Below are 19137 nucleotides of genomic sequence, written 5' to 3'. Positions count from 1 at the left end.
GTCACCAATCGCCGATTGGGAGGCCCGATGACCACCACCGCCACCGAACTCGACCAGCCGTACGCCGTCAGTCCGGGCGCCGTCGACCAGTACGCCGCTGACGGCTACGTGAAGCTCCGCGGCGTACTGAGCCCCGGCGTCGTGACGCACTACGAGCCCGAGATCACCGAGCAGGTCCTGCGGATCAACACCCAGCACCTGCCGCTGGCCGAACGCGACACCTACAGCCGCGCGTTCCTCCAGGTCGAGAACCTGTGGCGGCACAGCGACGCGGTCCGCGAGTTCGTCTTCTCCCGCCGCCTCGCCGGGATCGCCGCTCAGCTTCTCGGTGTGCCGTCCGTGCGGCTGTACCACGACCAGGCGCTCTACAAGGAGGCCGGTGGAGGCTTCACGCCGTGGCATGTCGACCAGCACTATTGGCCGCTGTCGACGGACCGCACCGTCACCGCCTGGGTTCCGTTGCAGGACACTCCGACGGAGCTCGGTCCGCTGACGTTCGCGGCCGGCAGCCACCGGTCGGGGTACGGCCGTGAGCTCGAGATCAGCGACGAGTCCGAGGCCAAGCTGGACACCTTCGTGACCGAGTCCGGGTTCCGCGTCGACGATTCGCCGTACGCGATCGGGGACGTCAGCTTCCACTCCGGCTGGACGATCCACCGCGCGCCGGGCAATTCCAGTACGACGCCACGCCGGGTGATGACCGTGATCTACATGGACGCGGCCATCGAGATCGCACCTCCGGCGAATCCCTTCCAGCAGGGCGATCTCGCAGCGTTCCTCGACAGCCGCGCACCGGGCACCGTCGCCGACGGCCCGTTGAATCCCGTCCTCTACTGAACCCCGGTTGCTGCTGGCAACAATTTCAGCAGTGCCGGGACCGGGTGCCGAGGCCGGCGGCGATATCCAGGGCCATCAGCGCTCGGCTGAGCGTCTCCAGGCAGGGCCGGCCCGACGTCGGCGTTCCGTACAGACAGAGCGCCTGGCGGCCGTCGGCGGTCCAGCCGGCCGGCTCGATGCCGCCCTGGTCGTCGAGCAACGGCAGCCAGCCCTCGTCGCGCAGGTAGTCGAAGGCCTCCTGCCGGTCCGCGGAGTTGAGCGAGAGTCCGCCCACACGACCCGGGTCGTGGAGGCTGTCCGACCAGACAGCCTGCACGAGTGGGTCCTCGGGCGCAGCGACATCGGTCTCCGGACGCGGGGTGACCAGGTACCCGGTGCCGCTGCGCGGATCGAGGTAGGCGGTGTGAGCGGCGAACTCGACGATGGTCACATCGACATACCCCGGTACCCACGGGTCGCGGTCGAAGTGGCTCATGAGCGGTCGGCGGTCCTCACAGTGGGCGGATGACGTGGGGAGTCTGCATCGGTTCGCCGTCACGCAGCCTCGACCTCGAAGACCTTGTCGAGGCCGGTACGGCGCAGTACGTCGGTCATCTTCCGGCTGGCGTGCCGGATGACCACCCCACCGCCACGACGGCGGCAGGTGCGGTGCGTGTCGAGCAGTTCGGCCAGCAGGGTCGACGAGATCTGGCCCAGGTCGGACACGTCGACGACCACCAGACACACGCCGTCGGCAACGAGCCCGCGCAGTCGCCAGCGCAGTGCGGTCAGGCCGCCGTTCAGGTCGGTGTCGGACAACGTGACGATGGCCTTCTGGGGAAGTGGACCGTGGGTCGTCTCGGTCATCGACGAGTCCTCCGATGCAGTTGTGGCACTGGTACAACCCTGCGCCCCGGACTTTGAGATCGGTGGTGGTCCTTCTTTACGATCGGATGACATGCGGCGCCCAGCCCGTCACAACGGCGTTCGGAGTTGCGAGGATGTGCCGGTGCCGATGCAGGTGTTGATCGTGGAGGACGACGATCGCATTCGGGCCGTACTGCGGCTCGCCCTCGAGGACGAGGGCTACCAGGTCGCCGAGGCAGCGGATACGCCGACGGCGCTGGAACAGGCACGGGCCGCGATGCCGGACCTGATGATGGTCGACCTGATGCTCGGCGAGATCGACGGCTACACGTGCATCCGGGAGATCCGCCGGATCAGCGACATCCCGATCGTGATCGTCAGCGCGCGCTCCGACACCCACGACATCGTGGCCGGCCTGGAGGCCGGTGCGGACGACTACGTCACCAAGCCGTTCCAGGTGAAGGAGATCACCGCGCGGCTGCGGGCTCTGCGCCGGCGGCTGCGGACCAGCGCGGAGGCGGCCGAGCCCGACATCGTGCTCGACTCCGATCCGGGCCGGCGGCTGATGCTGTCCACGTCGCGCGGCGCGGTCCGGCTGGACGGCCAGGACGTCCCGCTGACCGTCACCGAGTACCGGCTGCTGGTCGAGCTCGCCTCACCACCCGGCCGGGTGCTCAGCCGGTCGGCGCTGCTGGCCTCGGTCTGGGAACACGGGTACTACGGCGACGAACGCATCGTCGACGTCCACATCAGACGACTGCGCACGAAGGTCGAGCGTGACCCCGGACGACCTCAACTCGTGACCACGGTCCGGGGAATGGGCTACCGGCTGGATCCGCGATGAGATTCGGCGTGCACGCCCTGGGGCTGCGGCACCGGATGGTGCTCGCCTTCGCCGTGGTGGCGCTGCTCGTCTCCGCTGTGTTTGCCATCAGCACCTATCTCCTCGCCCGCGGCTACCTGCTCGCCCAGCGGGAGAACGTCGTCCAGCACCAGACGTTCGCGGATGCGGCGTACGTCCAGCGCCGGCTGTCGAGTGCCGGCGCCGATGTCTCCGCGGTCCTGACCGCGGCCGGGACCCCGGCGGGTCACTCGATCATCCTGCGGTGGCGGGACCAGTGGTACGCGTCCGCGCTCGACGAGGGACGCGACGCCGTACCGGGTGGGGTGCTGGACGAGATCGCGAACGGCCGTCCGGCCAGTCAGCGGTTCCGGTCGGACGACGAGGCGTACATGGTGGTCGGGGTGCCGCTGCCGTCGGTCAACGGGCAGTTCTACGAGATCGCTCCACTCAGTGAGCTCGACGGGAACCTGCGGCTGCTCAGCGGGATCCTGATGGGTGGCGCGGCGCTGGCGACCGCCGCTGGTGCCGGCCTGGGGCTCTGGGCGAGCCGATCCGTCGTCACCCCGCTGAACCGGGTCGCCGTCACCGCCGCGTCGATCGCCGGCGGCGAGCTCGACACCCGGCTGCCCGCAACGGAGGACCCGGAGCTCGCCACGATCGTCGGGTCCTTCAACAGCATGGTCGACACGTTGCAGCAGCGGATCAACCGCGACGCCCGGCTGGCCGCCGACGTCAGCCATGAACTCCGCTCCCCCTTGACCACACTCGTCGGCAGCGTCGATCTGCTGAACGCCCGACGCGACGAGTTGCCGGAGCGATCGCAGCGCGCCCTCGACCTCGTCACCGCCGACCTGCAACGGTTCCGGCGGCTGCTCGACGACCTGCTCGAGCTGGCCCGGTCCGACGGCGGTCTCGACCAGCGGCCCAGCACGACCGTCGATCTGGGCGAACTGCTACGTCAGGTCCTCGGCGAGGTCGGCCGCGAACCCGCGCTGCTGCGCGGCGGGACGGACATCGTCGTGAAGGCCGACAAACCTCGCCTAGGCCGGCTGTTCCGCAACCTGTTCGAGAACGCCGAGACGCATGGTGGTGGGCTGACCGCCGTCGAGGTGGCCCGGGTCGACGAGGTCGTCCTGGTGCTGGTCGACGACGCCGGCCCGGGCATCCCACCGCAAGATCGGGAGCGCGTGTTCGAGCGATTCGCCACCGGTGCGACCAAGCGCGGATCCTCGTCGGGGACAGGTCTCGGCCTGGCACTCGTTGCGGAGACCGCTGCGATCCACGGTGGTGCGGTCTGGTGTACGGCGTCTCCGACCAGCGGCGCGCGGTTCGTCGTACGGCTGCCGGAGGTGCGGCCGTGAAGGGGCTCGCCGTGGCCGTCGTGGCGGCGCTGCTGCTGGTCGGCTGTGGGGTTCCGGTCCAGGAGGATCCGGCGCCGATCGACCCCGGGTCGCTCCCGTCCCGGCTGCGCAGCCCCAGCAGGCCGACGACAGGGCCGACCCCGGCGACGTCCGGACAGGCGACGGTTCAGGTGAACTTCGTCCGCCGGGACCGGCTGGTCGCACTGAACCGGGAGGCGCCGAGCACGACGGCGACCGAGTTGATGAACGCCGTACTCCGGGGTCTGCAGGACGGACCGACCGCGACCGAGCAGGCCGCGGGCCTCACGTCCGCCCTGCAGCCGGGACTGACGCTGAGCGTGATCCACGTCCAGGCGAAGAGCGTCGTACTCGAACTGTCCGGGGAGACCGGCGGCCGGTCCGCGACCGAGAACGTCCTGGCCGTCGGGCAGATCGTCTTGTCCGTGACCGCGTTGCCGGCCGTCGACGAGGTGACGTTCTCGCACAACGGGGTACCGGTGGAGGCGCTGCTGGCGGACGGCGCGCTGACGACGAAGCCGCTCACCGCCAAGGACTACGAGGCGTTGCGGTCGCAGTGAGCGGGCCCGGGTTTGACGAGCATGCTGAGGAAACTTTGAGATCGTGTGTCGTTCGTCCTCCGAACCCCCGCTACGCCCCGTGAGCGGGATACACAGGACCGTGAGCGGTGCCCGAGGAGGAGAGAACGTCGTGGCTGAGCGTCCGTCCGCGCCCAGACCCGCACCGATGGTGACCTGGTCGGTCGCGATCGGTGTGGTCGCGGTGGCCGGAATCGCGCTGGCCCTGGTCGAGGCGTCGCTCGCGGTCGCGCTCATCGTGTTCGGGTCCGTCGCGATCGCGGCCGGGATCCTGGCGATCGGCCTGGTCAGTTCGCGCCGGCGGACCACGACGCCCTCGGAGCAGCAGATCATCGACGCCGACCTGGCCGAGTGGTCGGACGCCGAGTTGTACGCCGTCTGGGTCGCGACCGATGCCGAAGTGCTCCGCGAAAGCCGGTCCGACTACACCGAGACCGCCGCCCGGGCCCGTGACCTGCTGCTGTCCGAGATCGCGCGCCGGCGCCCGGCGGAGACCGCCGCCTGGCTCAGCTCCAACAACGCCCTGAAGGGCGAGCCACCCCGCTTCTTGTTGTCCTGAAGGTGTCAGCGGCTCACCATCCCTCGCTCGGGCCCGGAAGCTGAGTTCGGCAACCGCCCCGACACAGAGATGGAACCAGCCATGAAGACCTTCCGCCTGAGCCACCTGGCACCAGCCGTCGCGCATCTACGGCGGCGTCGACGGATGCTGGCCGGACACGCGGGCAACGCTGCGGCTACACGAACACGGTGCAGGACGGGTACCTCCGCCAGACCGGCTACGCCAACGGCGACACGGCCGGTCTCGCGTCCAACCTCGGCCAGAAGTACGGGCGCTGGGAGGTGCGGGCACGGGTGATTGCCGATGGCAACAGTGGGCATGCGTACCACCCGGTGCTGATCACCTGGCCCGGCTCCGACGAGTGGCCGCAGGGTGGCGAGTACGACTACTTCGAGGTCAACGTCGGCGACACCTCCGCGACCGCTTTCCTGCATCACCCGACGGACTCCGAGGTGGTCCAGGACGAGTACCACTCGGGATCACTGGACCTCGCCCAGTGGCACAACTACGGCTTCGAATGGGCTCCGGACGGGCTCACCGGGTACATCGACGGGCAGGTGTGGTTCCACGACACCGACCCCGACGTCCAGGCGCCCGGCCCGATGCACCAGACGATCCAGCTCGACAACTTCTGCGGCTGCACGATGCAGAAGGCGTACTTCGACGTCGACTGGGCGCGCGTCTACCCGCTCTGATCACGGGACGGCGAGGGTCAGGACGACCTCGTTGGCGTGAATGGTGAGGTGGCCGCCGGTGGCTTCGGCGTACCGCCGGGCGATGTCGAGCCCGAGCCCGGTGGAACCCCGGTCGCTGCGGCCACGCTCACCGGCTCCGAGCGGGATGCCCGATCCTTTGTCCGCGACGGCGATCCGTACGACGGTCTGCTCCCGGGTCAGCGTGATCCTGGCCGGCGTACCGTCCGGGGTGTGGGCGACGACGTTCTCCACCAACGCGTCGAGCGCGGCGCCGAGGTCCTCGGCCGATGAGCGCACCATCGCGGGTGGCTCCGGAAGGTCGAGTGCGAGTTCCCGGCCCTGGTCCTCGAACAGTGGTTCCCAGAACGCGGCCCGGTTGCGGGTCACCTCGACCGCGTCGCAGTGCGGGACCCGGCCTTCGCGTTGCGGACGCCGGGCGGCGCTGATCACGGCCGTCAGCGTCCGTTCCAGGCTGGTCACCTGGGTGTTCAGTTCCTCGGCACGCTCGCGGTCCGGCAGGGCCTCGACATGGAGCCGGAGCGCGGTCAACGGCGTACGCAGCCGGTGGGACAGGTCGGCGACGGCCTCGCGTTCGACCGCGATCACCTCGTCGATGCGGTCGGCCAGGCCATTGAGCGCGGCACCTACCTTGGCGACCTCGGCTGGGCCCGTGGTCGGAGCGCGGGCGTCGATGTCGCCCTTCGCCAGGCGTTCCGCCGTACTGGCCGTCTCCTCGAGTGGACGGGCGAGCCGGCGGGAGACGAGTTCGGCGCCGACGATGCTGAGCAGGAGTACGGCCAGGCTGCCGCCGATCAGGATCAGCAGGCGCGGGGTGAGACCGTCGTACAACTCGTCGACGGTCAGGAACAGGCAGACCGAGGCCGGGCCTTGCGGGGTACCGACGGCGACCTCGACCGCCATCCCGCCGTCGATCGGGCGATAGTCCACGTCACCGAGCTGCGGCGGACCCTTCCGGTCGTCGTCGCCGTAGTCGGCGGGCAGCGGCTTCGGGGCCGACACCCCACCCGGCGGCGGGTCGCCCAGCGTCGTACCGTCGGGAAGGCGGACCGAGATCGTGCCCGGCTCGTCCTTGCTGAGTCCTTGGATGTACGCCGTGATGTCGTCGGCGCTGTTGTCCCTGTCGCCGACGTAGTACGCGACCGCCTCGGCCCGGTACCGCGCCCGTTCCTTCGACTCGTTGGCCGTCGTGCTCCGCATGAGCAACACCAGCGGTACGGCGAACGCCAGCACGACCAGTGTGGTCATGCCGACCGAGAGGAACAGGATCCGGCGGCGCATGGTCAATTCCCCGACGCCAGCTTGATCCCGACGCCGCGGACGCTGTGCAGGAACCGCGGCTGCGCGGCCGTCTCACCGAGCTTGCGCCGCAACCAGGACAGGTGAACATCGACCGTCCGGTCGCCGCCGCCCCATGGCAGACCCCAGACCTCGGCCAGGAGTTCGCGCTTGCTCACCACGGCACCTGGTCTGCGGGACAGCGCCAGCAACAGGTCGAACTCCTTGCGCGTCAGGTCGACCGGCGAACCGTCCACCGTGACCTCGCGGCTGCGCGGATCGATCCGCAACGCGCCCAGCTCGACCGTCGACTCGCCTTGCTCGCCCTGGCCGAGGCGCCGCAGTACTGCCCGGATCCGCGCGTCGATCTGCGCCGAACTGAACGGCTTGATCACGTAGTCGTCCGCACCCGCGTCGAGCAGCCTGACCACGCTCGCGTCGTCGTCCCGGGCCGTGGCCACGATCACCGGTACGTCGCTCACCGCCCGAACCATGGCCAGCACGTCCCGGCCGTCCAGGTCCGGCAGACCAAGATCCAGCAGCAGTACGTCGGGCCGATCGCGGGCGACCGCGGCGACGCCGTCGGCGCCGGCGGCAACGGCCGTGACGACATGACCGGCCGCCGTCAGGGACTTGCCCAGCGACGTCCGGATCGCGTCATCGTCCTCGACCAGCAACACCCGCGCCATGCGTTGAGCGTAGCTTCGTCACTCCACCTGGAGCTGTGCCGGCGCTCGGAGCCCGGTGCTGCGGAGTTCGAGGGTGGCGAGTCGGGTGATCACCGTGGTGTCGCCGTCGCGCCACGCCGCGACCGGATCGTCGGAGATCTTCGCGAGCTTGTGCATCGGCTGGTTGGCCATCGCCCGCAGCGCGAACAACTGCAGGTCCGCATCGCTGTCGATGAACTTCTGCGCCGCGGTCGCCCGCCGGGAGAACCGGATCCGCGGCGGCAGCCAGATCAGCAGCGCCAGCAGCACCGGCATCCCGATCGTCACGCCGGCCAGGACGTACGCCAACTGCTCCACGGCGTGCGCCTGGTCCCGGCCGGCCTCGGCCAACTTGCCCGCGGCCGCCGCGGCACCGTCCACCGGCGACCGCAACTGGTCGCCGACCACCGGTACTTTGCCCATCGGCTCCGACAACCGGCGCAGGTCCCCCGCGAGCCCGTCGCCCGCCTCGGCCGCCTTCCGTCCGGGCGCCCCGAGAGCGTTCGTGATCCGGAACACCAGCAGACCGGCCTCGACCCACAACCAGATCCAGCCCACCAGCAGCAGATCGCCCAGCACCTGCCGGAACCGCTGCGTCCCCACGTCGGAGTAGAGCTTCACCGCGCCATCCCTTCATCGGGCCGTTCATCGGCTCTGTGCGCGGTGAGACTAGAGGGTCGTACGCAGATCCCAAAGCAACGGATAGTAACGAAGATCCAACCGGCTGCGCAGGTACCCGGCGCCGGAGGAGCCGCCGGTGCCTGGTTTGGTGCCGATCATGCGCTCGACCATGACCACGTGCCGGGCACGCCAGGCGGCCGCCAGCTCGTCGTGCTGGAGCAGGACCTCGGCAAGCTCCCAGACCGCGGCGTAGTGGCTGCGGTCACCGGCGACCTTGCGCAGCGCGTCCCGGACGGAGTCCTCGGTGTCGGTGCCGAAGCCGGCCTTCTCGAGGACGACGAGGAACGCGTCCCACAGGGTCGGCTCCTCCAGCCGCCGGCCGAGGCGCTCCTTCTCCGCCTCGGTCAGGCCGCGGAACCGGCGGACGAAGGACGGATCCTTCGCCCCGGACAGGAACTCGATCTCGCGGAACTGCACCGACTGGAACCCGCTGGCCGGCGACAACCGGTGCCGGAACTCACCGAAGTCCTGCGGGGTCATCGTCTCCAGGATGTCGACCTGCTGGGTGAGCGTGCGCTCGATCGTGTGCACGCGGCGGAGCAGGTGCTCGGCCAGCCACAGTTCGCCGGACAGCATCGCGTCCCGGGAGGCGGTCAGCTCGTGCAGGACCTGCTTGAACCACAGCTCGTAGACCTGGTGGATCGTGATGAACAGCAACTCGTCGTGCGCCGGTGGATCCGACTCGAGCCGCTGCTGGTCGAGCAGCTCGGCCAGCCGCAGATAGCTCCCGTACGTGAGCCGTCCGCCCGCCTCGCCGAAATGCACGTCAACGCCGTCCCACCGCCCCGCCACCCCGTCAGAACTGCTCATGCGCCCGAGGGTAGCCGACAGGGTCCGTGACCGGTCAGCCATTCGCTCGTTGGAGGTGGGGTACGCCGAAACGAGGAGTTGCATGTCCGCCACGGTCGAGACGCCGCTGATCCCCGGACCGATCCAGGGACCGACCCGGGAAGAACCGCAGATCGAGGCGCTGCTGCTCGGGGACTACGCGTCCCTGGTCCACCTGGCCTATCTGATCCTCCCGCCTTCGATCAGCAGGTCACGGCGGATCGCCGCCGCCCACGCTGTCGTGCAGCGCGCCCTGCCGCCCGGGCTGCACCTCCCGAGCGGCGACCCACGGGAGTTCCTCCGGCGTCGCGTCGTCCACGAGGCCGGCCGGCAGGCGGCGGCTCAGTCGATGCTCGATCGGCTCGGCGGTCTCTTCGCACCGGCCGACTCGCTGGGCTTCGAGCCCTGCGCGACGACGATCGACCGCACCACGATCCGCCGGCGCAACCGTCGCGGCCGCCGGCTGGCCATCGCCGTCACGCTGCCCCTCACCCTCGGCATCCTCGCGTCCCTGCTGCTGTCCTGACGCCCCTCGGGTTGTCCCGGGCAACGAAATCCGCTCGCCCGGGTGCAGGTTCGGTCCAGGGTGCGTCCACCGGGGGTCCAAGGCGGGTCCAGACGGTCCTGATTCCGGTCCGGACCGGCTTCCCGAGGTGGAAAGGTGGCCTGCGGGAGCTCCTCTCGGATCCGGCCCGGGGCCTCGGCATCGAGCTGGACACCCGGCTCGATCCGTCGACAGTGGTCGCGCGCGGCGCGGCCGTGTTCGCCAGCACGGTCCGGCACCCGGCACCGGCGTCTGCCGCACCCGCGGCGGGCGGGTTCGCGGTCCAGCTCAGCTACGAGCCGAGCGTCACGACCACCACCCCGACCGTGGCCGGACGGCTGCGGGCCGGCCGGGACCTCGACTGGACCGGGTACTCCGTCGTCCTGCTCTTCGCCGAAGGTCTGTTCTCCGCCGGCACCGAGTTCGGCCCGGACCGGCAGGACGCACTGGTTGCCCTGGGCAAGCGACTGCCGGGTCTCGATGCCGCGATCACGGTGACCGGCTACTCGGTCGTCGTGCCCGGGAGCAGCACCTCGGGCGGATCGCGTACGGCGCTCCTTCGCGCGCGCACCGCCACACAGGAGCTCAGTGCGGCATCCGGGCTCCCGTTGACCGTGTTCGCCATGCAGTCCGGTGACCAGGGCCGGCCACCCTTCCGGAACGCGGCTCAGAACCATACGGTCACCCTCACCCTGACGCCGCGCTAGCGACTTGCCTCGCTCAGAGGCTGTGGCGAGCGAGGAAGTCGCGAAGGGCGGTGTTGAACCGCTCGGGGTGCTCCATGTTGGGAACGTGCGCGGAGTCGGGGAAGTCCACGCGCTCGACATCGGCGACTCCGGCCGTGAGCAAGTCGGCGGAAGCTTGCGTACCGGTGGTGTCGAGCGCACCGATGACGACGAGTACCGGGCAGGCGATGTCCTGGAGCCTATCGGCGGCGGGACGAGACAGCGGCAGGACCTGTGGCTCTTCTTCGCTCCTCGTCTCGATGGCATGGATCATCCGTCGGACGTGTTCGCGGACCGGCTGCGGCGCGCGCCCTTCGGGCTGCAACGGGCCGTCAGTCCAGACGTGAGTCTCCAGGTCGACCAGGGCGTCCCAGTCCTTCGCCTTCCACAGCGCCTCGATGCGGTCGAAGACCGCGGTCTGCGCCGGCGGCGCTTCGTGCGACGAGCCGCTGACACCGCCGCACACCCAGACCAGGCCGGCGACTCGATCCGGCTCCTCCACCGTGAAGTCGAGGCTGTGCTGACCGCCGCGCGAGCAGCCGACAACGACCGCCTGCCCGATCTCCAGGTGGTCGAGCACAGCGCGCAGGTCGTCGACCGGGGAGAACTCGACCGCCTCGGTCCTCGATCGCCCGAAACCCCGGCTGTCGAAACAGACCACGGTATGGTCCTTCGCGAACTCGGCGACCTGCTGTTCCCACATGGTCAGGTCCGCGATTCCCGCGTGCACGAAGACGATCGGCGATCCGTGGCCGGTGCGTTCGAAATAGAGGTCCCCGCCGGGTACAGGTAGATAACCGCTGTCCATCGGGCGAGCGTAACGATCCTCGGTGACCGCGGTGGCGGAGGGGTTCCGTGACCGATGGGTGGTGCCATGATGTGCGGCATGGAGCTCAAGCTGTCGGCGTCGTACGACGCCACCCCCGAGGAAGTGTTCGCGATCGTCACGGACGCCACCTTCCGCGAGCAGGCCTGCGAGAAGACCAAGGCGCTGTCGTACAACGTCGAGGTGACCAAGTCCGGGAGCGACACGGTCGTCAAGGTCCGCCGGGAGATGCCGTCGGACGGCGTCCCGGACTTCGCCAAGAAGTTCGTCGGTGAGACGCTGACCCTGGTCCAGACCGAGACCTGGCACGCGGCCAAGCCGGACGGGTCCCGCGACGCCGACGTCTCCGGCGAGATCGTCAACACCCCGGTCACGCTGAAGGGCACCGCGAGCATCACCGGCGCCGGTGGTCAGGCCGTGCAGGCGATCGACCTGGACGTGAAGGTCGCCGTTCCGCTGATCGGCAAGAAGATGGAGCCGTTCGTGGTGGACGCGATCAAGGCCGGTCTGCAGAAGGAGCACGAACTCGGTCGCGAGTGGCACAACGGCACCAACTAACCGCCAGACCGCGGGACTTCCGGGGGCTGGGGACAGCACAGAACCTGTCCGCAGCCCCCGGTTCCTGTCCCCGGACTCGCTCGGGTGTGTGTCGCTACCCGGGGTGGGTCATGCGCGGTGGCAGTCTGAGGAGCGCGGGGTGCTCTTCGGAGGTGAGCCAGTCATGCGGAAGCCAGTCTTTCGTCAGAAGGGTCAGCGCACGGAGCCGGGCGAGGACTCGCAGTTCTGCGTCTTCTGCGCCACGGTGATGCCGTTCGAGCGGATCGAGGCACCCGATCACCTGGTCGAGGAGCCCGACGAGTGGATCTGCGTGAAGTGCGGATCCGCGCTGCTCGTCGATCCACCGTTGCAGGAGTATCACCGCAGCGCCTGACCCTTGCCTACAGCGGCGGGCCGAACGCGCAGACCACTCGGGACGCGTGGGCGGGATCCAGCGCGTTCGCGACCAGTTGCGCCACCGTCGGGTCGAAGGCCAGACCGACATGCCCGACCGGGTCGAGCGGGCAGGTGTCCTGGACGAACTTGTTCGTCACTCCGGGCTCGCGGATGAACGACGTCTCGTGCGGGGTCACCAGCGCGTCGAACCGCGACGCGATCACCGTGTACTTCACACCGGGCTGGGCGATCGGGCCCGCGGTGAGCTTCGCGACCGCCGTACCGCCGACGATCAGTTCGTCGCAGGCCGGGCAGCCGAACTGCTGCAGCACCTGGTCGACGAGCGGCCTGAGGCCCAGGTAGTCGCCCACGCTGACCAGACCGCCGAACGTCGTACCGTGTGTCGGCGGAGCCAGCGCGACCACCTTGCCCACCTGCCCGGCGTACCCGCGGACCTTGGGGCCGTAGATGCTCTGGAAGCCGCCCTCGGAATGCCCGACGATGTCGACCTTCGCAGCGCCTGTCGCCTGGCGGACCTGCTGCACGAAGGCCTGGATCTCGGCCGACGACTGCGCGATCGAGACCGTGCCACCGACCGGGATCGCGGGCGTGGCCTGACCATAGGTGAGCGTGAACGCGCAGTACCCCTTCGCGGCCAGGAACGGACCGAGGAACGAGTAGTTGCCGGGGCCGTTGCCACCGAGGCCATGCAGGAGGACGAGGGGGTTCGGATGAGCGGCGGACGGCTTGCAGGACCAGTTGTCGACACCGGATGAGGGCGCGGCGTTCGCGGTCGTGGCGGCGGTGGCGGACGCGGTGAGCAGGACGGCGGCGATCAGGACGGCGGCGGCGCGACGCAGACGATTTGGCATGGTGCTTTCCCCGTGGTTGTATCGTTCCGTAGTTGCTGGATCACGGGCAGTAGAGCACGGTCCTTGGTTGCAAACAAGTCCTCGTGTTCGGAACATGTTCCCTCGGTTACGAATCCAGTACGAGGGGTAACGTCCAGCGCATGAGTCGCACCATACGGGGACTGGACGCCGAGCAACGGCGGGCCGAACGACGTGAGCAGCTGCTGGATGCGGCGCTCAATCTGTTCGCCGCCAACGGCTATCTCGGCACATCCATCGAGCAGATCTGCAGTACGGCGTACATCGGGACGAAGAGCTTCTACGAGCTGTTCTCCAGCCGGGAGGAGTGCTACGTCGCCTTACTGCGGCGGACCTCGGAACGGCTCGAGGAGCGGATGGTCGGCGTCGCCGCACAGGCAGCCGGCAACGAGCGGCAGGAGGCGCCGCGGCTGCTCGCCACCTTCGTGCACGAGCTCGTCGACGACCCGCGCGTCACCAAGGTCACCTTCGGGATGGCGTCCGGGATCTCCGAGCTGGTCGAGCGGCAGCGGCGGGCGAACCGGCGCTGGGCGGCCGGCTTCCTCGAGCAGCTCTGGGACCGCTACGACGGACCGCCCACCGGCCGGGATGCCTCCGACCAGCGGGCGGTTCGTCACAGCGTTGCGATCGGCCTCGTCGGCGGCCTGTTCGACCTGATCTCGGACTGGATGCTGGACGCGAACCTCAGCAACCAGCGCCAGATCGAGACCCTGATCGACGACCTGACCACCTTCTACATCACCGTCCGCCGAGGCCTGATCACCTAACCCCGCCACACATCCCAGTAGCCGGCAGGCCTGTGCTTTCTTCCCTCAGCCTTGGCGCGGCCCCACCACTACCGTCTTTGCTTTTCTTCCCTCAGCCTTGGTGCGGCCCCACCACTACTGTTTTTTGCTTTCCTTCCCTCAGCCTTGGTGGGGGTACCTGTAGTCCGTGGGCGGGGCGAAGGTCTCCTTCATCGACCGCGGGCTGGCCCAGCGGATCAGGTTCCACATCGAGCCGGCCTTGTCGTTCGTCCCGGACGCGCGCGCACCACCGAACGGCTGCTGCCCGACCACCGCACCGGTCGGCTTGTCGTTCACGTAGAAGTTGCCGGCCGCGAACCGCAGGTACTCGGCAGCCTCGGCGACCGCGTGCCGATCCTGCGCGATCACGGCACCGGTCAGCCCGTACGGCGCGGAGTGCTCCATCCCCCGCATCACGCTGTCGTAGTCGGCGTCGTCGTACACGTGCACGCCGAGGATCGGGCCGAAGTACTCGGTGGTGAAGATCTCGTCGGTCGGGTCGTCCGACACCAGCAGTGTCGGCCGGACGAAGTACCCCTCGCTGTCGTCATAGGTGCCACCGGCAACGACCTCGATCGCATCGGTCGCCGCGGCCCGGTCCAGCGCAGTCTTGTGCTTGGCGAAGGCCCGGTCGTCGATCACCGCGCCGATGAAGTTCGAGAGGTCGGTGACGTCACCCATGGTCAGCGACTCGGTCTCGGCGACGAGGTCGTCGCGGATCCGGTCCCACACCGAGCGGGCGACGTACGCGCGACTGGCGGCGGAGCACTTCTGGCCCTGGTACTCGAACGCGCCGCGCACCATCGCCGTCTTCAGCACCGCCGGGTCCGCCGACGGGTGCGCCAGGATGAAGTCCTTGCCACCGGTCTCGCCGACCAGCCGCGGATAGGTCTTGTACGTCGCGATGTTCGCGCCGACCGTGCCCCACAGCGACTGGAACGTCTTGGTCGAGCCGGTGAAGTGGATGCCGGCCAGATCCGGGTGGGTCAGCGCGGCCTTGCTCACCTCGAGGCCGTCACCGGTGACCAGGTTGATCACCCCGGCCGGCAGCCCCGCGGCCTCCAGCAGCCGCATCGTCCAGTGCGCCGCGAACTGCTGCGTCGGCGACGGCTTCCAGACGACGGTGTTGCCCATCAGCGCGGGCGCGGTCGGCAGATTGCCGGCGATCGCGGTGAAGTTGAACGGCGTGATCGCGTAGACGAAGCCCTCCAGCGGCCGGTAGTCGACCCGGTTCCACACCCCCGGCGACGAGATCGGCTGGTCGCTGACGATCTGCCGCGCGAACGCGACGTTGAAGCGGAGGAAGTCGATCAGCTCACAGGCGGCGTCGATCTCGGCCTGCTGCACCGTCTTCGACTGGCCGAGCATGGTGGCCGCGTTCAGTGTGTCGCGCCAGGGGCCGGACAGCAGGTCGGCCGCCTTCAGGAAGATCGCGGCGCGGTCGTCGAAGGACAGCGACCGCCACGACGGGGCAGCCGCGAGCGCCGCCACCACGGCCGATCGGCCATCGGCCTCGGTCGCGTTGCCGAGAGTGCCGAGCACATGCGCGTGCCTGTGCGGCTGGACCACCTGGATCGACGCGCCGCCACCGAGCCGCTGCTCACCGCCGATGGTGCAGGTCAGGTCGATCGCCCCCGCCGAGGTGAACTCCTTGAGCTTCGCCTCCAGGCTCGAGCGCTCGGCCGATCCGGGGGCATACCCCTTCACTGTCTCGTTGGCGGGCGTCGGAACGACGGTGACGGCATCCATACTGCGGGCTCCTCGATCTGGTGGTGTGGATCGTGCGGGTACGCCGTGCGGGTGGGCGGCGCGCTCGCTGGTGATACGAGCATGGTGCCACGACCGACCACCTGAAACGAACCTGACCACAGACCCGACCAGGAGCTCTACTGGTCAGGTGAGGAAGCACCCGCCCCGCGCCTCAACATTTGTAGCATACGTTTCACTCGAGCAGGCTCCGCGGTGGCCATTCCGGCCGCCATGACCAGCAGGTCGACCGGGTCCACATCGGCCCGCAGTCGACCCTCTCGCTGGGCTTGCCCGACCAGTCGCCCAACCGTCTCGACCATGGCCGCGTGCCACTCCTCGTGGAGCTCCGACCGTCGCGCCGACGGCTCCAGGCTGCGCGCCAGATCCCCCTTCTCGGCCACGTGCCGGACGAACCGCTCCAGCCAGTCGAACAGGTCGACGCCGTCGTCGACCGCACACAGCTCGGCGACCTCCCCGGCGTACACGGCGACGATCAGATCGTCGCGGGTCGGGAAGTGGCGGTACAGCGTGGCGTTGCCGATCCGGGCCCGCCGAGCGATCTCGTCGAGCGGTGCCTGGGTGCCGAGCTCGACGAAGACGGCCTGCGCGACCGCGACGAGCTGGTCGCGGTTCCGCTGGGCATCGGCACGCAGTGGCTTAAGTGGGGACATCCCTGGTTAGACTAGCCGACGGATCGAACCGGGGACCTCCCCAGTTAGGAGCACCGCATGGATCTCGACGACCGGATCGCGATCACCGACCTGATCTCGATGCATGGCCACCTGGTCGACGCGGGTGAGCCGCCGGATCGGCTGTTCACCCCGGACGTCAGGTACGACGTCTCGGACCTCGGCGGCGGCGTGATCGTCGGGACCGCGGCACTCTGGGAGGCCGGACTCGCTCTCGGCGACGGCAACCCGGTCGGCCACCATGTCACCAACGTCGTACTGACCGACGTGGGCCCGGATGAAGTGGAGGGCCTCTCGAAGGCCATCGGGATCATGGCCGACGGCAGCTGCGCCAGCCTCACGTACAAGGACGTCGTCGTCCGCACCCCGGCCGGCTGGCGCATCAGCCATCGGCAGGTGATTCCCCGCCGCCGTCCGCTGGGACGGTAGGTTCGCGGATGTGACTGGTGTCGGGCATTTCGTGAGTGCCGAGGCTCAGGAGACCTACCTGCGCCTGTACGACGTGACGGTCATGGGGATTCCCGGACTGCGCGAGTCTCTCGACGTCAGTACGACGTACGGCCGGGTGCGGGTCTATCGGTACGGCGCTGACGACGGGGAGCCGATCGTGTTGCTGCACGGGCGGGCCGGGACGACGGTGATGTGGGAGCAGAACATCCCGGAGCTGGCCTCGACCCATCCGGTGTACGCGATCGACGTACTCGGGGAGCCGGGCCGGAGTGCGCAGACCGTGCCGATCAGGTCATCCGCGGAGCAGGCGGTGTGGCTGAACGAGACGCTCGCCGGGCTCGGGCTGGAGAAGGCCCACGTCGCAGGGGTCTCCGGTGGTGCCTGGCTCGCGTTCAACCTGGCGTTGCATGCACCCGAGCGGATCTCCTCACTCGCACTGGTCGAGCCCGCGAACGTGTTCGCGCGGTTCGCCTGGCGGTTCCTGCTCGGCGGGTTCGCGCTGGTGCCCGGTCTGCCGGACGGTGTTGGGACGCGGTACCTGCAGTGGGTCGCGGGCGGGGTGCCGATCGAGCAACCGGCCGGGCGGCTGGTGATGGCTGGGTTGCGCGACTACCGGATGAAGTTGCCGATGCCGACGTACGGGAACGATGACGCGTTGCGCAGCATCCGGTTGCCGGTGCTGGCGCTGCTGGGCGGGCGCAGCGTCGTCCACAATCCGCTCGAGGCGGCGCGGCGGGCGCAGACCTTGCTGCCCGACAACCAGACCGAGCTCTGGCCGGAAGCCGGGCACGGTCTGCCGGCCGAGTTCCCGGAGGAGTTCAACGCACGGCTGCTGAAGTTCGTCGCCGAACGGGGTTAGGGCCGCCAGGGCATGTGTTGGAGGGTCCAGGTGTTGCCGTCGGGATCCTGGAACCAGGCGTAGAAGACGCCGCCGAGATCTTCGGTCTCGCCGACGTCGACGCCGCGGCCGATCAGTTCCTGGCGAGCGGCCTCGATGTCCTTCACGACCAGGTGGAGACCTCGCAGGCTGCCCGGCTCCATGTCCATCATCGGCAGCCCCTGCAACAGGGCGATCGAGCAGAACGACCCCGACGGAGTCAACTGCACGACGCGTACGCCGTCCGCGGGTGTCACGTCGACGTCGACGTGGAACCCGGCCTGCTCGGAGTAGAACCGCTTCGCCCGGTCGATGTCGGTCACCGGCACCGGGATGAGTTCGAGCAGGAACGCGCCTGGCTTCACCAGCGCCGCGTTGGGATCGTCCGGGATCTCCGAGGCGTCCTTCGGGATCTCGGTCTGCGTTGGCGGCGGCGCCGGGACCCCGGCCTGCGGGTCCGGGATCCCGGGCTGCTCCGTCATGCGGACTTCTTCGCGGTCTTCTTGGCGGCCTTCTTCGCCGGCGCCTTCTTGGCTGCTGCCGCCTTCTTGGCCGGTGCCTTCTTCGCGGCCGCCTTCTTCGCCGGAGCCTTCGTGGCCGGCTCGGCGTCCCCGGATCCGCCCGCGCGGCGAGCCTTGGCGGCCTCGACCGAGGCCCGGAGCGCGGCGACCAGGTCGACGACCTCGGCGCCCTCGGTCTCCTCTTCCTCGGTCTCCGGCAGCGGGACGCCCGCCGCCTTCGCCTCGACTACCTTCTCCAGCGCCGACCGGTACTCGTCGTGGTACTGGTCCGGATCGAACTCGCCCCGCAGCGTGTCGATGTACGACGACGCCATCGCCTTCTCCTGGGAGCGGATCTCCACGTCCTCCGGCGGAGCCGCGAAGGACGCGTCGCGGACCTCGTCCGGCCACAGCATCACCTGCAGCACCATGATGTCGTCGACCGTCCGCAGCAGGCCCAGGCTCTCCCGCGACCGCAGCGCCACCTTGACCAGCGCGTACAGCTCGGAGCCCTCGAGCGCGTCCCGGAGCAGCACGTACGGCTTGGCGCCCGGCCCGCCGTCGGCCTGCAGGTAGTAGGACTTGCCCAGGTACAGCGGGTCGACCTGGTCCGAGGGCACGAACTCGAGGACGTCGATGACCTTCTTGCTGGACAGCGGCAGGTCGGCGAAGTCGTCCGGCTCCAGCACCACCATCCGGCCGTCGGCCATCTCGTAGCCCTTGCCGATGTCGGAGTACGGCACTTCCTCGCCGTCGATCGAACAGACCCGCTTGTACTTGATCCGGCCCCCGTCGGCGACGTGCACCTGGCGGAACGAGATGTCCTTCTCCTCGGTCGCGGAGAACACCTTGATGGGGATCGTCACCATCCCGAACGAGATGGCACCCTTCCAGATCGCCTGCATCGCCATCAGCTCCC

The 19137-nt window shown here is 69.2% G+C and carries 25 protein-coding genes; 13 read left to right on the top strand and 12 right to left on the bottom strand.

Annotated features, from left to right (window positions below):
* Positions 1–27: 27 nt before the first annotated feature.
* Complete coding sequence (locus tag ACGFH6_RS22630; RefSeq protein ID WP_393386996.1) at positions 28–837, top strand: phytanoyl-CoA dioxygenase family protein; 810 nt, start codon at positions 28–30, stop codon at positions 835–837.
* Positions 838–862: 25 nt separating this feature from the next.
* On the opposite strand, the gene ACGFH6_RS22625 is transcribed toward ACGFH6_RS22630, so the two are convergent.
* The gene (locus tag ACGFH6_RS22625) at positions 863–1312 is read right to left on the bottom strand and encodes a hypothetical protein (protein WP_393386993.1); all 450 of its coding nucleotides are present in this window, start codon (positions 1310–1312) and stop codon (positions 863–865) included.
* A gap of 59 nt (positions 1313–1371) precedes the next feature.
* Complete coding sequence (locus tag ACGFH6_RS22620; RefSeq protein WP_393386991.1) at positions 1372–1683, bottom strand: STAS domain-containing protein; 312 nt, start codon at positions 1681–1683, stop codon at positions 1372–1374.
* Between the two features lie 148 nt (positions 1684–1831).
* Between ACGFH6_RS22620 and ACGFH6_RS22615 the strand changes: the two genes are divergently transcribed.
* From ACGFH6_RS22615 to ACGFH6_RS22595, 5 genes are all read left to right on the top strand, one after another.
* Complete coding sequence (locus ACGFH6_RS22615) at positions 1832–2527, top strand: response regulator (RefSeq protein WP_393388742.1); 696 nt, start codon at positions 1832–1834, stop codon at positions 2525–2527.
* Positions 2524–3888: an ATP-binding protein gene (locus ACGFH6_RS22610; RefSeq protein ID WP_393386988.1), complete on the top strand. Its 1365-nt coding sequence runs from the start codon at positions 2524–2526 to the stop codon at positions 3886–3888. The genes ACGFH6_RS22615 and ACGFH6_RS22610 overlap by 4 nt, the downstream gene beginning before the upstream one ends.
* On the top strand, positions 3885–4466 hold the full coding sequence (locus ACGFH6_RS22605; RefSeq protein WP_393386985.1) for a GerMN domain-containing protein: 582 nt from the start codon (positions 3885–3887) through the stop codon (positions 4464–4466). The genes ACGFH6_RS22610 and ACGFH6_RS22605 overlap by 4 nt, the downstream gene beginning before the upstream one ends.
* 130 nt (positions 4467–4596) lie before the next feature.
* Entirely contained in the window at positions 4597–5043 is a 447-nt protein-coding gene (locus ACGFH6_RS22600; RefSeq protein WP_393386983.1) for a hypothetical protein, read from the top strand.
* A gap of 188 nt (positions 5044–5231) precedes the next feature.
* The gene (locus ACGFH6_RS22595) at positions 5232–5738 is read left to right on the top strand and encodes a glycoside hydrolase family 16 protein (RefSeq protein ID WP_393386980.1); all 507 of its coding nucleotides are present in this window, start codon (positions 5232–5234) and stop codon (positions 5736–5738) included.
* Here ACGFH6_RS22595 and ACGFH6_RS22590 read toward each other — a convergent pair whose 3' ends face one another.
* The 4 genes from ACGFH6_RS22590 to ACGFH6_RS22575 are packed head-to-tail and all read right to left on the bottom strand — an operon-like array spanning position 5739 to position 9232.
* Entirely contained in the window at positions 5739–7037 is a 1299-nt protein-coding gene (locus ACGFH6_RS22590) for a sensor histidine kinase (protein ID WP_393386977.1), read from the bottom strand. It abuts the gene before it with no gap.
* 2 nt (positions 7038–7039) lie between these two features.
* A complete protein-coding gene (locus ACGFH6_RS22585; RefSeq protein ID WP_393386974.1) occupies positions 7040–7723 on the bottom strand; it encodes a response regulator transcription factor in 684 nt (227 codons plus the stop codon).
* Positions 7724–7741: 18 nt separating this feature from the next.
* Positions 7742–8362 (bottom strand): hypothetical protein, encoded by a 621-nt coding sequence (locus tag ACGFH6_RS22580; protein ID WP_393386971.1) that lies wholly within the window; start codon positions 8360–8362, stop codon positions 7742–7744.
* Between the two features lie 48 nt (positions 8363–8410).
* Positions 8411–9232 carry a tryptophan 2,3-dioxygenase gene (locus ACGFH6_RS22575; protein ID WP_393386970.1) on the bottom strand — a complete coding sequence of 274 codons (822 nt, stop codon included), beginning with the start codon at positions 9230–9232 and terminating at the stop codon, positions 8411–8413.
* Between the two features lie 82 nt (positions 9233–9314).
* Between ACGFH6_RS22575 and ACGFH6_RS22570 the strand changes: the two genes are divergently transcribed.
* Together ACGFH6_RS22570 and ACGFH6_RS22565 are read left to right on the top strand one after the other, a co-directional pair.
* Positions 9315–9776 (top strand): hypothetical protein, encoded by a 462-nt coding sequence (locus ACGFH6_RS22570; protein WP_393386968.1) that lies wholly within the window; start codon positions 9315–9317, stop codon positions 9774–9776.
* Between the two features lie 11 nt (positions 9777–9787).
* Positions 9788–10501 (top strand): hypothetical protein, encoded by a 714-nt coding sequence (locus tag ACGFH6_RS22565; protein ID WP_393386965.1) that lies wholly within the window; start codon positions 9788–9790, stop codon positions 10499–10501.
* A gap of 13 nt (positions 10502–10514) precedes the next feature.
* On the opposite strand, the gene ACGFH6_RS22560 is transcribed toward ACGFH6_RS22565, so the two are convergent.
* Positions 10515–11327 carry an alpha/beta fold hydrolase gene (locus tag ACGFH6_RS22560; protein ID WP_393386962.1) on the bottom strand — a complete coding sequence of 271 codons (813 nt, stop codon included), beginning with the start codon at positions 11325–11327 and terminating at the stop codon, positions 10515–10517.
* Between the two features lie 78 nt (positions 11328–11405).
* On the opposite strand from ACGFH6_RS22560, the gene ACGFH6_RS22555 reads away from it, so the two are divergent.
* Both ACGFH6_RS22555 and ACGFH6_RS22550 read left to right on the top strand, forming a co-directional pair.
* Positions 11406–11903: a DUF2505 domain-containing protein gene (locus tag ACGFH6_RS22555; protein WP_393386960.1), complete on the top strand. Its 498-nt coding sequence runs from the start codon at positions 11406–11408 to the stop codon at positions 11901–11903.
* A 163-nt stretch (positions 11904–12066) separates the two neighbouring features.
* Positions 12067–12276 (top strand): hypothetical protein, encoded by a 210-nt coding sequence (locus ACGFH6_RS22550; protein ID WP_393386957.1) that lies wholly within the window; start codon positions 12067–12069, stop codon positions 12274–12276.
* A 7-nt stretch (positions 12277–12283) separates the two neighbouring features.
* Here ACGFH6_RS22550 and ACGFH6_RS22545 read toward each other — a convergent pair whose 3' ends face one another.
* Positions 12284–13150 carry an esterase/lipase family protein gene (locus ACGFH6_RS22545; protein WP_393386954.1) on the bottom strand — a complete coding sequence of 289 codons (867 nt, stop codon included), beginning with the start codon at positions 13148–13150 and terminating at the stop codon, positions 12284–12286.
* Between the two features lie 140 nt (positions 13151–13290).
* Between ACGFH6_RS22545 and ACGFH6_RS22540 the strand changes: the two genes are divergently transcribed.
* Positions 13291–13935: a TetR/AcrR family transcriptional regulator gene (locus tag ACGFH6_RS22540; RefSeq protein WP_393386952.1), complete on the top strand. Its 645-nt coding sequence runs from the start codon at positions 13291–13293 to the stop codon at positions 13933–13935.
* A gap of 138 nt (positions 13936–14073) precedes the next feature.
* Here the strand turns inward: ACGFH6_RS22540 and pruA are convergent, their stop codons facing one another.
* On the bottom strand, positions 14074–15702 hold the full coding sequence (gene pruA / locus ACGFH6_RS22535) for an L-glutamate gamma-semialdehyde dehydrogenase (RefSeq protein WP_393386949.1): 1629 nt from the start codon (positions 15700–15702) through the stop codon (positions 14074–14076).
* A 137-nt stretch (positions 15703–15839) separates the two neighbouring features.
* Positions 15840–16373 carry a TetR/AcrR family transcriptional regulator gene (locus ACGFH6_RS22530; RefSeq protein WP_393386947.1) on the bottom strand — a complete coding sequence of 178 codons (534 nt, stop codon included), beginning with the start codon at positions 16371–16373 and terminating at the stop codon, positions 15840–15842.
* Positions 16374–16430: 57 nt separating this feature from the next.
* Between ACGFH6_RS22530 and ACGFH6_RS22525 the strand changes: the two genes are divergently transcribed.
* Together ACGFH6_RS22525 and ACGFH6_RS22520 are read left to right on the top strand one after the other, a co-directional pair.
* Positions 16431–16820 (top strand): nuclear transport factor 2 family protein, encoded by a 390-nt coding sequence (locus ACGFH6_RS22525; protein ID WP_393386944.1) that lies wholly within the window; start codon positions 16431–16433, stop codon positions 16818–16820.
* A 10-nt stretch (positions 16821–16830) separates the two neighbouring features.
* Positions 16831–17700, top strand: a complete 870-nt coding sequence (locus ACGFH6_RS22520; RefSeq protein WP_393386943.1) for an alpha/beta fold hydrolase — start codon at positions 16831–16833, stop codon at positions 17698–17700.
* Here ACGFH6_RS22520 and ACGFH6_RS22515 read toward each other — a convergent pair.
* Both ACGFH6_RS22515 and ACGFH6_RS22510 read right to left on the bottom strand, forming a co-directional pair.
* On the bottom strand, positions 17697–18200 hold the full coding sequence (locus ACGFH6_RS22515) for a VOC family protein (protein WP_393386940.1): 504 nt from the start codon (positions 18198–18200) through the stop codon (positions 17697–17699). The two genes, ACGFH6_RS22520 and ACGFH6_RS22515, sit on opposite strands and share 4 nt — an antisense overlap.
* Positions 18197–19123: a Ku protein gene (locus tag ACGFH6_RS22510; protein WP_393388739.1), complete on the bottom strand. Its 927-nt coding sequence runs from the start codon at positions 19121–19123 to the stop codon at positions 18197–18199. The genes ACGFH6_RS22515 and ACGFH6_RS22510 overlap by 4 nt, the downstream gene beginning before the upstream one ends.
* Positions 19124–19137: the final 14 nt, after the last annotated feature.

Source organism: Kribbella sp. NPDC049227 (genome assembly GCF_043197265.1).
Classification (GTDB): Bacteria; Actinomycetota; Actinomycetes; order Propionibacteriales; family Kribbellaceae; genus Kribbella.
Note: the sequence above shows the minus strand (reverse complement) of the source record. Positions and strands in the feature narration are given on the sequence as shown.

What these genes read in the sequence shown, in the direction of transcription:
- ACGFH6_RS22575 (WP_393386970.1), bottom strand. Translation starts at nt 9,232, where the DNA reads ATGAGCAGTTCTGACGGGGTGGCGGGGCGGTGGGACGGCGTTGACGTG.
- ACGFH6_RS22590 (WP_393386977.1), bottom strand. Translation starts at nt 7,037, where the DNA reads ATGCGCCGCCGGATCCTGTTCCTCTCGGTCGGCATGACCACACTGGTC.
- ACGFH6_RS22545 (WP_393386954.1), bottom strand. Translation starts at nt 13,150, where the DNA reads ATGCCAAATCGTCTGCGTCGCGCCGCCGCCGTCCTGATCGCCGCCGTC.
- ACGFH6_RS22560 (WP_393386962.1), bottom strand. Translation starts at nt 11,327, where the DNA reads ATGGACAGCGGTTATCTACCTGTACCCGGCGGGGACCTCTATTTCGAA.
- ACGFH6_RS22625 (WP_393386993.1), bottom strand. Translation starts at nt 1,312, where the DNA reads ATGAGCCACTTCGACCGCGACCCGTGGGTACCGGGGTATGTCGATGTG.
- ACGFH6_RS22525 (WP_393386944.1), top strand. Translation starts at nt 16,431, where the DNA reads ATGGATCTCGACGACCGGATCGCGATCACCGACCTGATCTCGATGCAT.
- ACGFH6_RS22615 (WP_393388742.1), top strand. Translation starts at nt 1,832, where the DNA reads ATGCAGGTGTTGATCGTGGAGGACGACGATCGCATTCGGGCCGTACTG.
- ACGFH6_RS22510 (WP_393388739.1), bottom strand. Translation starts at nt 19,123, where the DNA reads ATGCAGGCGATCTGGAAGGGTGCCATCTCGTTCGGGATGGTGACGATC.
- ACGFH6_RS22570 (WP_393386968.1), top strand. Translation starts at nt 9,315, where the DNA reads ATGTCCGCCACGGTCGAGACGCCGCTGATCCCCGGACCGATCCAGGGA.
- ACGFH6_RS22550 (WP_393386957.1), top strand. Translation starts at nt 12,067, where the DNA reads ATGCGGAAGCCAGTCTTTCGTCAGAAGGGTCAGCGCACGGAGCCGGGC.
- ACGFH6_RS22515 (WP_393386940.1), bottom strand. Translation starts at nt 18,200, where the DNA reads ATGACGGAGCAGCCCGGGATCCCGGACCCGCAGGCCGGGGTCCCGGCG.
- ACGFH6_RS22630 (WP_393386996.1), top strand. Translation starts at nt 28, where the DNA reads ATGACCACCACCGCCACCGAACTCGACCAGCCGTACGCCGTCAGTCCG.
- ACGFH6_RS22530 (WP_393386947.1), bottom strand. Translation starts at nt 16,373, where the DNA reads ATGTCCCCACTTAAGCCACTGCGTGCCGATGCCCAGCGGAACCGCGAC.
- ACGFH6_RS22585 (WP_393386974.1), bottom strand. Translation starts at nt 7,723, where the DNA reads ATGGCGCGGGTGTTGCTGGTCGAGGACGATGACGCGATCCGGACGTCG.
- ACGFH6_RS22540 (WP_393386952.1), top strand. Translation starts at nt 13,291, where the DNA reads ATGAGTCGCACCATACGGGGACTGGACGCCGAGCAACGGCGGGCCGAA.
- pruA (WP_393386949.1), bottom strand. Translation starts at nt 15,702, where the DNA reads ATGGATGCCGTCACCGTCGTTCCGACGCCCGCCAACGAGACAGTGAAG.
- ACGFH6_RS22620 (WP_393386991.1), bottom strand. Translation starts at nt 1,683, where the DNA reads ATGACCGAGACGACCCACGGTCCACTTCCCCAGAAGGCCATCGTCACG.
- ACGFH6_RS22610 (WP_393386988.1), top strand. Translation starts at nt 2,524, where the DNA reads ATGAGATTCGGCGTGCACGCCCTGGGGCTGCGGCACCGGATGGTGCTC.
- ACGFH6_RS22555 (WP_393386960.1), top strand. Translation starts at nt 11,406, where the DNA reads ATGGAGCTCAAGCTGTCGGCGTCGTACGACGCCACCCCCGAGGAAGTG.